Genomic DNA, 13,050 nt, shown 5'->3' with positions numbered 1-13,050 from the left:
TTGCATTGGCAAACAATATAGTTGGCTTATCCATTCTGTAAGTGCTTAATCTGTTAGACTACTCTCCCTTAGCATCTACAGAGAATAGACATGCAGTGTCGACTCGGCTGCGGCGCATGCTGTATTGCGCCCTCTATCACATCGTTAAATAAGCCAGCCGGTGAGCGTTGTCAGCATTTAGATGCTGACAACTTATGCAAAATATTTGCTCAGCCAGAACGCCCCAAGGTATGCAGTGACTTTAAAGCCGCTCATTGGGTATGTGGCGATACTCAACAGCAAGCCTTAACCAATTTAATTGCCTTAGAGAACGATACCAACTAACTCGCCAATGTTATGCGGCTTAGTGCAGGCTACAACGCCTTGTTGTTTTGTGGCTCAAGTATTGGCGTCGTCGCTCCAACTAACTGAATGTCAGGCGTAGCGAGCTGCGGGCTGGGGGAGGCAGAGGCCAGTCGCTGTTGTAAACCGACTAACGTGACATCTTCGGGCAAGGCTAGTTGTTGTAACAGGGCTACCGAATTTGCTCGGGGGTGGGCTATCAATACGGCGTGGCCGTATTTGCGGCTAAGTTTAATGGCTTGTAACCATTGCCTTTGAATCGCGGCAGGCTCGTCGTGATGGTCTAAAAATACATGGCGGCGTAACACTGGCACACGGTAGGCTTTAGCCACATCTTCAGCAATGCTTGCCAAATGGGTTCGGCTATCAACAAAGAACAGCTGCTTATTCGCTAATACTTGCATTAACCAATGCATCTCAGTGGGAAGTTGAGTTAATTGACTACCCATATGGTTATTCAGGCCGCTTGCTTCGGGGTAATCGTTTATCGCTGACGCTACGCGTTGCTTAAACTGAGGCTCTGCTAAGTTGTCTGTTAAGCCATAAGGGCCTAAGGCTAAATTGCCACTGCCTTGCATTGGCAGGTGAAGCATTATTTCTCGTTGCTGTTGCTCGGCTTGAGCGGCAATCTGTTTAGCATAGGGGCTAGATGGAAGCACTGATAAGGTGATGCTTGGGTCTAGCTGCAGGAGTTGAAAATCGGCATAACTATTCCCCACATCATCAATAATTATACTTAATTGGCTGGCTAATGCCTGGGTGCAGGCCAAAAGCAAAAATAACCCGTTAACTATTTTAACCATTTGCGCGGATCTTGAGTTTTACCCTGATGACGAATTTGAAAAAACAACGCGTTGGTGCTTTGTCCACCCGTATTACCGGCATAAGCGATGGTTTGCCCAGCGCTTACTCGTTGGCCAAGCTCGGCATTAAGGCTCTGATTGTACCCATAAAAGCTGAGGTATTGCTCACCATGATCAATGGCGACGACTAAGCCGTAGCCACGCAACCAATCAGCAAATACCACATTGCCACTGGCAATGGCTTGAATGTCGGTGCCGGGGTGGGAATCAATAACAATGCCCTGCCAGCGTGTTTGCCCCTGGTTTTTGCTGTTGTAGCTATGTAGTACTTTACCTTTCAAAGGCCAAGGCAATTGGCCTTTAGCTTTTGCCAAACCCTTAAGTGGGGTTTTATCTACATTTTGTTGCAGTGCTAATTGTTGCTGTTGCTCAATCTGCTCGCTCACTAACTGCTGAAGGTGTTGCTCATTAATTTGCAGCTGCTCAAGGCGGCTTTGCTCGGTATTATGCAAGCTATTCAACTGGCTTAATTGCTGTTTACGTTGTTGTTGCTGACTTTGATGTTGCTGTTGTTGCTGTTGTTGTTGACTAAGCAGTTGTTCTAATTGTTGTTGGTTTTCTGCCAGTTTTTGCTTGGTTTGGCTTAGTTCTAATTGCTTGTCGTTCACAGCAATTAAGGCTTCACTACGCGCTTTGCTTAAGTATTTGTAGTAGTGCAACATGCGCTCTAGTTTTGCGGCATCTTGTTGATTGAGTAACATCTTCAAGTAATCGCTCTGGCCAAGCCGGTAGGCACTATTGAGCTGAGTAATAAGCGCTTGCTGTTGCTGTTGCAGTTGTTGTTGTAGCTGCTGCATTTGCGCTTCGATTTGCTGTTGTTGTTTTTTAGAGTGGGCGAGTTGATTATTCAGCTTGCGGAGTTGTTGGTTGGAATCGGCTAAGGCTAATTCGTATTGACGTAATTGCTCTTGTGCTTGATTGATATCATTTTTACGCTGCTTGAGTTGTTGCTGCTGGTGTTTTAACTGCTGCTGGACATCAAGTAGCTGCTGTTGCTCGTCAGCAAAGGTGTTGGGGCTGAGTAATAGCAAAACGCCAGCGACGAGGCTGGCGTTTAACAGGCGAGTAAAGGACTGAATAAGGCCTTTACTCGAATGTGAAATGGGCTTTTTCATTAAGCCATTATTTCAAATTCATCAATGGCTTGCCAGTCATTTCTGCTGGAGTTTCCATACCTATCAAAGTTAGCATAGTTGGGGCAATATCGCTTAGGCGACCACCTTCAACTGGCGTAGCTTCACGGCCATAGTAGATGAATGGCACGGGTAAGTTAGTATGCGCTGTGTGAATGCCGCCCGTTTCAGGGTCAACCATTTGCTCAGCGTTACCGTGGTCAGCAGTAATCAAACACTCACCGCCCACCTTGTCTAGCGCTTCAACTAAACGACCAATACTGTGATCTACCGCTTCACAAGCTTTAACCGCTGCATCGTATACGCCAGTGTGGCCTACCATGTCGCCATTTGGGTAGTTACAGATGATGATATCGTATTTACCGCTTTCAATCGCTGCAACAAACTTATCGGTTAACATTTCAGAATTCATTTCTGGTTGTAGGTCGTAAGTGGCGACTTTAGGTGATGGGATTAGCTCTCGATCTTCACCAACAAAGGCGTCTTCTTTGCCGCCATTGAAGAAGAAAGTAACGTGGGCGTATTTTTCAGTTTCTGAAATGCGTAGCTGCGTTTTGTTGTGTTTTTCTAGCCATTCACCCAAGGTGTTCACTAGGTCACTAGGGCCATAAGCACAAGGGGCATCAATATCAGCTGCGTACTGAGTCAAGGTTGTAAACTCACAAGCGGGGACTTTGGCGCGCGCAAAACCGCTGAAGTCTTTTTCGACAAAACAGCGTGATATTTCACGAGCACGGTCAGCACGGAAGTTCATAAACAATACTGCGTCGCCGTCGTTAATGGTGGCAGCGGTGTCGCCCACTACAGAGGCTTTAACAAATTCGTCGTTTTCATCGCGAGCATAAGCAGCCGCTAGCGCTTCAGTTGCGTTTGCGTAGTTATAATCAGCTTTGCCTTCAGTGAGCAGTTGGTAGGCTTCTTCAACTCGCTCCCAACGGTTATCGCGATCCATAGCATAGTAACGACCTACTAATGAAGCGATGCGGCCAGACCCTATTTCAGCGAACTTAGCATCAAACTTTTCAATAGAACCTTGCGCGCTGCGTGGTGGCGTATCACGGCCATCAAGAAAAGCGTGTAAGTAAATTTCTTTGGCGCCTTGTTTAGCGGCTAAATCAATGGCTGCAAGCATGTGGTCTTCGTGGCTGTGAACACCGCCTGGAGATAATAGCCCCATGATGTGAACGGCTTTTCCGGCTGATACTGCTTTAGTTACCGCACCAACCAACACTTCGTTGGTGAAAAAGTCGCCATCTGTAATTGATTTACCAACACGGGTGAGTTCTTGATACACAACACGGCCTGCGCCGATATTCGTGTGTCCTACTTCAGAGTTACCCATTTGGCCATCTGGCAGGCCTACATCTAGGCCTGAAGCCGAGATTAGCGTGCTGGCAGCAGTGTTCCAAAGGTTGTCTAATACTGGGGTTTTAGCGTTTGCTACAGCGTTGTCGGCGCTATCTTGACGGTAACCCCAGCCATCCATTATGACTAGTGCTAAAGGCTTTTTGCTTGCAGACATTGCAATTTCCTTAATTGGTAAATGTAAAAGTTAAAAACGAATTCGTGAAATATTACTACATTTTTGGGCTGAGTCACCTGATTGAGCGCAATTCAACCGAGATTAGTTGTTTTTTGTCACTTTTAGAGGCGGCATTTCAATCTTAGGCTAATTTGCGGCGTTCAGTGTTTACTATAGCTGCTATTCTTGGCGCTCGGGTGTATACTCTCGCCCAAATATATCAAACCATTTGCTTAACTAGGAATACTCGAACTATGCAGCAAGTTGTCGAATTTGTCGGAAATAACCCTATCATTTCATTCGCTTGGGTTGGTTTGTTTGGTGCTGTTATCTACAGTTTCATTCAACCAATGTTGTCTAAAGTTAAATCAGTTGGCAATCATGAAGCGACGTTGTTGATTAATAAACAAGACGCAGTGATCGTGGATGTTAGAACCAATGATGAGTTTAAAAAGGGTTATATTGCGGGCGCACGTCACATTCCTTTAACTCAAATACAAGCTAATAACTTTAAGCCTATTGAAAACTTAAAGAGCAGCCCCATTATCGTAGTATGTGAAACAGGGATGCGTTCAGGCTCAGCAGCCAACGCGCTGTCTAAAGGCGGTTTTGAGAACGTGTATAACCTACGCGGTGGCATGACCGAATGGAAGTCAGCAAATTTACCGGTCACTAAGAAGTAAGATCGTGATTTAGTGGTTAGTGTTCAATTAACGATTAAACAAATTTAAATAAATGTATTAAAGGTAATTATCATGGCTGAAGCAGCAACGACAGAAGCGCCACAAGTAGAATTTTCAATTCAACGTATTTACACAAAAGATATTTCTTTTGAAACGCCGAACTCTCCTCAAGTATTCCAACAAGAGTGGAAGCCTGAAGTTAAGGTTGACCTAGACACTACCAGCAACAAGCTTGCTGATAACGTGTTTGAAGTTGTTCTTACTCTAACGGTTACCGCTAAAGTTGAAGATAAAACAGCTTTCTTATGTGAAGTTCACCAAGGTGGTATTTTCACTTTAGGTAACATGCCTGAGCCACAACTGGCACATGCGATTAACGCATACTGCCCTAACATTCTTTTCCCTTATGCGCGTGAAGCCGTGTCTAACTTAGTTAACCGTGGTTCATTCCCACAAATCAACTTAGCACCGGTTAACTTTGATGCCTTGTTTGCAAACTATGTACAACAGCAAGCTGAGCAACAAAAAGAAGCAAAAGCTGACGCATAATGGTTAACTCTAAGGCAATCATGACCGTATTGGGCGCAGGCTCATACGGTACCGCATTGGCTATTGCGATTGCTCGTAATGGTCAACGTACAGTTTTGTGGGGGCATGAGTCCGAACACGTGGCTGCCCTTGAGGCCGCTCGTGAAAATAGCGACTTTTTACCCGGGGTTGCCTTTCCTGATAGCCTTGAGTTAGAAGCTGATTTAGCGACTGCTGTTGCTCAAAGCGATAATTTGCTGGTGGTTGTGCCTAGCTTTGCTTTTGCTGACGTGATGCGTCAAATAAAGCCTATGTTAACTGAGCAATCACGGGTTGCTTGGGCTACCAAGGGCTTGGAAGCGAATACCGGCCATTTGTTGTCTGAGGTCGCGACTGAGGTTCTAGGTGAACAACGTTCCTTGGCGGTTATTTCAGGTCCTACTTTTGCAAAAGAATTAGCGGCGGGCTTACCCACTGCGATATCGGCCTCATCGTCAGATGCTGACTTTGTTAGCTATTTAGCCAAAGTGATGCATTGTGAGCGTAGTTTTAGGGTGTATACCAATAATGATATTGTCGGTGTACAACTCGGTGGTGCAGTCAAAAACGTGATTGCGATCGGTGCTGGTTTAGCTGATGGCTTAGGCTTTGGTGCCAATGCTCGCACCGCACTTATTACTCGTGGCTTACGAGAAATGGAGCGGCTCGGTATTGCTTTAGGGGCCGATCCTGAGACCTTCAAAGGTATGGCTGGTTTAGGTGACTTGGTACTGACTTGTACCGATAATCAAAGCCGTAACCGTCGTTTTGGTCTAGCACTAGGGGCGGGTAAGTCTTTTGAGCAGGCTGAAGCTGAAATTGGTCAAGTGGTAGAAGGTTACCGCAATACCAAAGAGGTGTATTTGCTCGCTGAGCGCGTTGGCGTTGAAATGCCAATTGTAGAGCAAGTCTACCAAGTGTTGTATCAGGCTAAATCACCGAAACAAGCCGCGATAGATTTACTGTCTCGTTCGCAAAAAGGCGAGTAGTCGCAAATATACGGTCATATCCCACTATGACCGTATTCTTCTTTTCTAGGCCTTCTATCATACTCATTGATGGTTAATTGATGTAAAGCGTGGATGCTTATCTACTGAATTTGTTATAATTTATCCTTCGTTAAGTTAATGATTATTTACTGATAATCCCCCATGAAAAGATCGATTAATGACTAAGTACTTCGCCATACCCCTATGGATAGGATTAATTTGGCCAACTTGGCTTTGGGCGGATGAATTGCTCCAACCCGTGAGCTTACCTGTTGCTGTGCTCGCGGTACCGACAGATGTACTGCACGATTACCATCAATTTTTGTTGGATCGAAACCCATTACTGATTGATGACTTCTCTGGGCAGAGCAGCCGCAGAGATGTGGTTGAATTGGTGCTCATTCAACAGGCCCTTTTTCTAGGCGGATGGGAAGAAGGGCTTAGCTTACAGGTGTCTGATAGCTACTTAAGAACCAATAAATTGCTGGAACACGGTTCAATTGCTGCCACGGCAACAACTGTTTGGTCAAAGGATGTGGCGTCTAATCAACATTTATTGATGAGTGCTCAGATGGTGCGGGCTGGCGATTTTTTTGCCGGTCTTTATGTGCGAGCTGATCACCCAATTTTGCAATTGCAGCGCATCCCCAACCACGATGAAGTTAAACAGCTATCGCTAATTTCAAGCAAACAATGGACCGTGGATTGGCAAACCTTACAGTTATTAGATTTTGCTAAGTTACACAGTATTAGTAGTTGGTCTGGTATGTATGGCTCAGTGATAAAAGGACGGGTTGATGCTTTACTTGCTCCCTTTCAAGCAGGGCAAGATATGGCTTTGTTAGTGGAAGGAGAACGTTTATTGCCGATCCCTCATTATAAGGTGGCGTTAAACGATAGCCGGGTGTATGCGGTGAGCGCAGCGTTTCCACATGCTAAAGAAATGCTAAGGGCTTTGGATAAAGGTATTGAACATTTAAGAGGCGCAGGTCAAATAGAAAAAGCTTACCAGCAGGCTGGTTTTATTAATATGCAGGTTAGTGATTGGCGAGTAGTAAGGCCTTAAGTCAATAAAAAAGCGCCATTCTAAAATAGCGCTTAATAGGACCGTGGCTTACCCACTTCTAGTAATAAGAGTGCTCGCCTGCTTGGTGTTCTGTAATATCACGAACGCCAGTTAATTCGCCTGGAAAAGCCTCCAGCAATTGCTTCTCAATGCCTTCTTTAAGCGTTACGTCTACCATGCTACAACCATTACAGCCGCCACCAAATTGTAACACTACCACTCCGTCTTCAGTTAACTCCATCACACTCACTTTGCCGCCGTGTGAGGCTAGGTTAGGATTGACCTGAGTTTCAATCGTGTATTCAACTCGCTCGATTAATGAAGCGTCATCATCGACTTTACGCATTTTTGCGTTAGGGGCTTTAAGGGTGAGTTGTGAGCCAACCTTGTCGGTAACAAAGTCAATTTCAGCTTCTTCTAAAAACGGCACGCTAGCAGCATCTACCATCGCCTTAAAACCAGAGAATGGCAGTTGAGTGTCGTCTTCCTCTACCGATTCTGGTGGGCAATAAGATACACCGCACTCTGCACTTGGGGTGCCTGGGTTTACCACAAATACGCGAATGTGGGTGCCTTCAGGCTGTTGTTCTAACAGCTTCACAAAGTGTTGCTGAGCGGTTTCTGAGATCGATACCATCTGCTTCCTCGATACCTGAGTAAAATACTAGGGTTTATTGTACGGCTTTTTTATCAGCGCGGCTAGTGTTGGCGTTCGGCGTTCTTGCCATAGCCCAAATATCCACTCTATTAGCTCCAGCATTTTTTAGCAACTTTGCTAAGGTATTGGCGGTACTACCGGTAGTGACTACATCATCTATTAGTACCCAATGAGCTGATTTTATTGTGCTTTTAGATGAGAAGCAGGCTGTTAATGCACGCTGTCGTTGGCGTCGATTCAAGCCCGCTTGACTACGGCCATAACGGGGTCGACTTAACACCTGTTCGACGGGGCGCTGAGCAAGTTTAGCCACTTGTTGGCAGAGCAAATCGCTTTGGTTAAAGCCGCGTCTCCATTGTTTAAACCAGTGCAGCGGAACAGAGCAAAAAACATCGGGTATGCAAATTTGTTGCTGTTTGACTTGTGCCCATAGCAATTGACTCAGCGGTTTTACCAAGTGCATTTGCTTTGCATATTTATAGTTTTTAATCACTGGCTCTAACGGCCATTGATAATCACCTAAGCAAAATACACTATCAAAGTCATTTGGTTCGGTTTGGCACCGACCACACACTCCTGGTTCAGCAATGTTTAAAAAACACTGTTGGCAACGGCACATTTGGTTAGCCACTAATAGTGCATAGCAGCTAGCACAATGTTGTAGGCAAAAGCTACACTGCCTCGCATTACCAAGAGTCTGGTTTAAAGCTGAGCTAAAACTGGTTAACATTGGCGCTCCTGAATAACTAATTAGTAAGTGTAGATGAGCAAATTGCATTGTGAGCGACAAGGTGATGGTCCTGCCCTAGTGATGATCCATGGTTGGGGCTTGAATAGCGCGGTGTGGCAACCTGTGGCAGAGCTATTATCCGAGCATTTTTGCCTCTATCAGATTGATTTACCGGGCTTTGGGCATTCTGCTGCTGTAGAGCAATTGAACTTGAGTGACATGGCGAACGCGGTGGCTGCGCAAGTACCGCAGCAAGCGATTTGGCTAGGTTGGTCATTAGGTGGACTAGTGGCGATGCAAGCGGCGATAGATTTCCCTCGTCGTATTCGTGGTTTAATTAGCGTGGCTAGCTCAGCCCATTTTATCGCGAAGCAAGGCTGGCCAGGCATCGCGCCCAATGTATTAGATAGTTTTGCGGTAGGCCTAGAGCGTGATTTCAGTAAAACTCTACAGCAATTTTTAGCCATTCAAGCAATGGGCAGTAGCCATGCGAAGCAAGACATAAAGCAACTACGACATTTACTGGCTGAACGGCCTTTACCTAAGCTTGCTGCATTACAGCAGGGTTTGGAGCTGCTGCAATTAACCGACTTACGCGCTGCTGCTAGCACTATTGATGTGCCGTGGTTGCAATTGTTTGGTCGCAGTGATGCCCTCGTTCCTAGGGCTGCGATGCTAGAGCACGCCGTGTTAACCCCCAGTGCGCAACAATATTGCTTTGAGTCTTCTTCACATGCGCCTTTTATTTCAGAGAAACAGTTATTTACTGAACGAGTAACAGACTTTTCTCGTTCACTAGTGGTGTAAAAGTGAACAATTTGCTAATATTAGGGCGTTTAAAGGCAAATTATTAACTCATTATGGGGGGCATATGCAGGTTGGCGCAGCGAACAGCGGTTATCAAATCATAGCTACCGCTAATAAACAAGTGAGTGATAGTGCTCAGTCGCTGGCAGAGGTCTCTGCTGGACGAGAGCCCCAGCAAAACCAAGTGGTTGATGCTATTGTCTCCTTAAATCAAGCCGAGTTGTACGCAAAGGCTGGCGCTAAGTTAATTCAAACCGAGTCGACAATGATGGGTTCGTTATTGGATATTGAGGCCTAGCATGAATATCAATGTCTCTTTACCTAATATCATCCCCAATAGTCTCAGCCCGCCTACCGATTCAGCGCGACGCGATAATCAATTGCGTCAAGTTATTGAACAGCCTAAAGAAGTGGCCACCTTTGCTAAAGAACCTGAAGTGGGCGCAGAGAAAGATCGTAGTAAACCTCAAGTTACTGCCCAATATCCGCAAGCTCAAGAACAAGCTAGGGTGCAGGAGCGGGAGGCGCATGCTCGTGAGCAAGGAGAGCAAGGCCAAGAACAACAACAGCAACAACAAGCTAAAGATTCAGATCAGCAAGGCAAAGAGTCGAACTCAGATCAAGCTAGCGCTTCACCAAAAGGTCAACAAGAGCTCACTGACAGTGAGCAGAAGAAAGTGGATGAGCTTAGCGCTAGAGACCGTGAAGTTAGAATTCATGAAGCCCAACATCAAGCGGTTGGCGGGCAATATGCAAGTGCTGCCAAATTAGAGTTAGAACGTGGCCCCGACGGCAAGCAGTATGCCGTTGGCGGCGAGGTGTCTATTAGCACCAGCGAGATCCCCGGTGACCCGCAAGCTACCATTGCTAAAATGGAACAAGTGCAACGTGCCGCTTTAGCGCCTGCCGAGCCGTCAAGTCAAGACCGGCAAGTCGCCGCCCAAGCTCAGCAAAAGGCGGCTGAGGCGCAACAACAATTAAGTAGCAGCCAATTTAGCGAAGGGCAAGCAGCAGATGAGCCGCTAACTGGCGTTGAAGATCGATTAACTGCCGTAGAGCAAGAGTTGGCGCAACAGCGAGATAAAGCCCAGCAGCTGCAACAACGTTTCCCCGATATAGCTCAACAAATGCAGGAACGTAATCAAAACATTGAGCAGCGCTATGCCAGCGCTGCTGCATTCCGCCCACAGTCACAGTTTAGCTTACAAGCCTAAAGTCAGCGCTGCTCGACACCTCTACCGATAAACTCACATTTAGTGTATCCATTGACCAATAAATGGTTATTTTTTGGCTTTAGCAAAGGCATCAGCGAAGGCACTGTTTATGGGTTTGGCGCTTCCTGTATTGTTGGCCTTTGGCTTAGGGGCTGAGCGCTGCTTGGTTTGGCTAGCCACTGGCTTTGACGTTTTGTTTGCCTGAACTTCATCGTCTAAGCGCATACTTAAGGCAATGCGTTTACGCTGGGGTTCAAGCTCCAAAACTTTCACTTTTACAATATCTCCCGCTTTTACCACCTGATGGGGGTCTTTAACAAAATGGTTGGCAAGGCAGGATATATGCACCAATCCGTCTTGGTGCACACCTACGTCAACAAAGGCACCAAAATTAGTGACGTTGGTTACTACCCCTTCTAGGCGCATGGCGGGTTTAAGATCATTGATGGTGTTTACCCCCTCTTTAAAGGTTGCGGTAGCAAATTCTGGGCGAGGGTCGCGCCCTGGTTTTTTGAGTTCGGCAATGATGTCAGTAACGGTAGGTAGACCAAACTTATCATTGGTAAACTGTTTTGGGTCTAGCTTATCTAAGCGTTCGTTATTGGCGATTAGCTGACTCACTTGGCACTGACTATGTTTGGCTATCGCTTCAACCACAGGATAGGCCTCGGGATGAACCGCTGATCCATCTAGGGCATTTTTTGCATGGTTAATCCGTAAAAAACCGGCGGCTTGTTCAAAGGCTTTAGGGCCTAAACGGGCGACTTTTTTTATTGCCGTGCGCGATGTAAAAGCACCATTTTCATCGCGGTAAGTTACAATATTTTGCGCGATGGTGGTGTTGAGTCCAGCAACAAAACTCAGTAGTGGCGCGGACGCCATATTAATATCAACACCGACGGCATTCACACAATCTTCAACCACGCTATCTAGCTGCAGTGATAGCTTGCTTTGGCTTACGTCATGTTGGTATTGGCCGACACCAATGGCCTTTGGCTCAATTTTAACTAGCTCGGCAAGGGGATCCTGTAAGCGGCGAGCAATAGATACTGCGCCACGAATAGACACATCTAAATCTGGAAACTCATTGGCAGCCAGTTCTGAGGCAGAGTAAACCGAAGCTCCAGCTTCGCTAACCATGACTTTTTGAATGCCTTGCGGAGGCAACATACTAATTAGGTCTGCGGCGAGTTTATCGGTTTCACGCGAGGCGGTACCATTGCCGACACTTAGCAGTTTTACATGGTATTTAGTCACTAAGCTTGCCAATGTTGTTAGCGAACCTTGCCAATTATTACGCGGTGCATGCGGGTAAATTGTGTCGTAGGCAACGAGTTTACCAGTCGCATCAACCACCGCCACTTTTACGCCTGTACGTAAACCAGGGTCTAAACCTAGGGTGGCTTTGGGACCTGCCGGGGCGGCCATCAATAAGTCATTAAGATTGCGTGAAAACACCGAGATAGCTTCGTCATCGGCCCGCTCTCGCAGTTGGTTAAGTAATTCAGTTTCTAACTGTAGCTTGAGTTTAACCCGCCACGTCCACTGCACAACCGAGTTTACCCATTGGTCACTGGCTACACCCTTAGGTGTTAGTTGCACGTAGTCACGGACAATTTGCTCGGCCGGATGACTAAGCGCGTCTGTTTGTTCTACTTCGACACTAAGATTTAGCACGCCTTCGTTGCGCCCGCGAAGGATCGCTAGCGCGCGGTGTGATGGGATTTTACCAATGGCTTCTTGATAGTCGAAGTAGTCTTGAAACTTTTGACCGTTTATTTGCTGGCCTTCAATCACGCACGCTTTAACCTGCGCGTTGTTTAGTAAGTACTGGCGTAAACGGGCCAAGAGTGGCGCTTGCACTGCAAAGCGCTCCATCAGGATGAATTTGCAGCCATCTAATACCGCCTTGCTATCGGCAAAACCTGCCTCTAGGTTAATGAATTCTTCGGCCAGTATTTCGGGAGCGGTATCGGGTTGTTGTAGCAATGCCTCGGCAAGCGGTTCTAAGCCTGCTTCTATCGCTATTTGTCCCTTGGTGCGGCGTTTAGGTTTATAAGGAAGATAAAGATCTTCTAATTCGGTTTTACTGCTGGTGGCGTTAATCGCTTGTTCAAGTTGCGGGGTGAGTTTGTCTTGCTCGGCAATTGATTTGAGAATGCTTAGTCGACGCTGCTGCATGTCACGTAAGTAGCTTAATCGTTGTTCTAAGGTTCGCAGTTGTCCATCATCTAAGCCACCGGTGGCCTCTTTGCGATAACGAGCAATAAAAGGCACTGTGGCGCCCTCATCCAAGAGTTTGATTGCAGCGCTAACCTGTTGATAACTTGCACTAATATCAGTGGCGATTTGTTGTTCTATATTTGACATGTGTTTGCTTATTCTAGGGGGCTGCGATTACAGCGTAGTATGGAACACTATGATATTCAGTTCTGTAAGCGCTGCAAGTGCAATCATCCCGCTGATAATAAACAGA

General features: G+C 46.4%; 14 protein-coding genes. 8 read left to right on the top strand and 6 right to left on the bottom strand.

Annotation, left to right across the window (positions count from 1 at the left end; translation table 11 throughout):
- Positions 1-90 precede the first annotated feature (90 nt).
- Complete coding sequence (locus tag ACVFI8_RS07890; RefSeq protein WP_457873529.1) at positions 91-324, top strand: YkgJ family cysteine cluster protein; 234 nt, start codon at positions 91-93, stop codon at positions 322-324.
- 29 nt (positions 325-353) lie between these two features.
- Here ACVFI8_RS07890 and ACVFI8_RS07885 read toward each other — a convergent pair whose 3' ends face one another.
- The 3 genes from ACVFI8_RS07885 to gpmM are packed head-to-tail and all read right to left on the bottom strand — an operon-like array spanning position 354 to position 3,860.
- Positions 354-1,145 carry a divergent polysaccharide deacetylase family protein gene (locus tag ACVFI8_RS07885; RefSeq protein ID WP_457873528.1) on the bottom strand — a complete coding sequence of 264 codons (792 nt, stop codon included), beginning with the start codon at positions 1,143-1,145 and terminating at the stop codon, positions 354-356.
- Positions 1,133-2,320 carry a murein hydrolase activator EnvC family protein gene (locus ACVFI8_RS07880; RefSeq protein ID WP_457873527.1) on the bottom strand — a complete coding sequence of 396 codons (1,188 nt, stop codon included), beginning with the start codon at positions 2,318-2,320 and terminating at the stop codon, positions 1,133-1,135. The genes ACVFI8_RS07885 and ACVFI8_RS07880 overlap by 13 nt, the downstream gene beginning before the upstream one ends.
- Positions 2,321-2,327: 7 nt before the next feature.
- Positions 2,328-3,860 carry a 2,3-bisphosphoglycerate-independent phosphoglycerate mutase gene (gene gpmM, locus ACVFI8_RS07875; RefSeq protein WP_457873526.1) on the bottom strand — a complete coding sequence of 511 codons (1,533 nt, stop codon included), beginning with the start codon at positions 3,858-3,860 and terminating at the stop codon, positions 2,328-2,330.
- Positions 3,861-4,114: 254 nt separating this feature from the next.
- Here gpmM and ACVFI8_RS07870 point away from each other — a divergent pair, with 254 nt between their 5' ends.
- The 4 genes from ACVFI8_RS07870 to ACVFI8_RS07855 all read left to right on the top strand — a co-directional run bounded on the left by ACVFI8_RS07870 (position 4,115) and on the right by ACVFI8_RS07855 (position 7,165).
- Complete coding sequence (locus ACVFI8_RS07870) at positions 4,115-4,543, top strand: rhodanese-like domain-containing protein (protein ID WP_248714015.1); 429 nt, start codon at positions 4,115-4,117, stop codon at positions 4,541-4,543.
- Between the two features lie 72 nt (positions 4,544-4,615).
- Positions 4,616-5,092 carry a protein-export chaperone SecB gene (gene secB / locus ACVFI8_RS07865; protein WP_248714016.1) on the top strand — a complete coding sequence of 159 codons (477 nt, stop codon included), beginning with the start codon at positions 4,616-4,618 and terminating at the stop codon, positions 5,090-5,092.
- Entirely contained in the window at positions 5,092-6,099 is a 1,008-nt protein-coding gene (gene gpsA / locus ACVFI8_RS07860; protein ID WP_248714017.1) for an NAD(P)H-dependent glycerol-3-phosphate dehydrogenase, read from the top strand. The genes secB and gpsA overlap by 1 nt, the downstream gene beginning before the upstream one ends.
- A 178-nt stretch (positions 6,100-6,277) precedes the next feature.
- Positions 6,278-7,165, top strand: a complete 888-nt coding sequence (locus ACVFI8_RS07855) for a hypothetical protein (RefSeq protein ID WP_457873525.1) — start codon at positions 6,278-6,280, stop codon at positions 7,163-7,165.
- Positions 7,166-7,223: 58 nt separating this feature from the next.
- Here the strand turns inward: ACVFI8_RS07855 and nfuA are convergent, their stop codons facing one another.
- Positions 7,224-7,802: a Fe-S biogenesis protein NfuA gene (gene nfuA / locus ACVFI8_RS07850; RefSeq protein WP_248714019.1), complete on the bottom strand. Its 579-nt coding sequence runs from the start codon at positions 7,800-7,802 to the stop codon at positions 7,224-7,226.
- Positions 7,803-7,836: 34 nt separating this feature from the next.
- Positions 7,837-8,553, bottom strand: a complete 717-nt coding sequence (locus ACVFI8_RS07845) for a ComF family protein (RefSeq protein ID WP_457873524.1) — start codon at positions 8,551-8,553, stop codon at positions 7,837-7,839.
- 33 nt (positions 8,554-8,586) lie between these two features.
- Here ACVFI8_RS07845 and bioH point away from each other — a divergent pair, with 33 nt between their 5' ends.
- The 3 genes from bioH (at position 8,587) to ACVFI8_RS07830 (ending at position 10,574) form a co-directional block, all read left to right on the top strand.
- The gene (gene bioH, locus ACVFI8_RS07840; protein ID WP_248714021.1) at positions 8,587-9,360 is read left to right on the top strand and encodes a pimeloyl-ACP methyl ester esterase BioH; all 774 of its coding nucleotides are present in this window, start codon (positions 8,587-8,589) and stop codon (positions 9,358-9,360) included.
- Positions 9,361-9,424: 64 nt separating this feature from the next.
- Positions 9,425-9,658 (top strand): hypothetical protein, encoded by a 234-nt coding sequence (locus ACVFI8_RS07835; protein ID WP_248714022.1) that lies wholly within the window; start codon positions 9,425-9,427, stop codon positions 9,656-9,658.
- Between the two features lies 1 nt (position 9,659).
- The gene (locus ACVFI8_RS07830; protein ID WP_457873523.1) at positions 9,660-10,574 is read left to right on the top strand and encodes a putative metalloprotease CJM1_0395 family protein; all 915 of its coding nucleotides are present in this window, start codon (positions 9,660-9,662) and stop codon (positions 10,572-10,574) included.
- A 66-nt stretch (positions 10,575-10,640) separates the two neighbouring features.
- Here the strand turns inward: ACVFI8_RS07830 and ACVFI8_RS07825 are convergent, their stop codons facing one another.
- Positions 10,641-12,944, bottom strand: a complete 2,304-nt coding sequence (locus ACVFI8_RS07825) for a Tex family protein (protein ID WP_457873522.1) — start codon at positions 12,942-12,944, stop codon at positions 10,641-10,643.
- Positions 12,945-13,050: the final 106 nt, after the last annotated feature.

This window comes from Agarivorans sp. MS3-6 (assembly GCF_054112545.1).
Note: the sequence above shows the minus strand (reverse complement) of the source record. Positions and strands in the feature narration are given on the sequence as shown.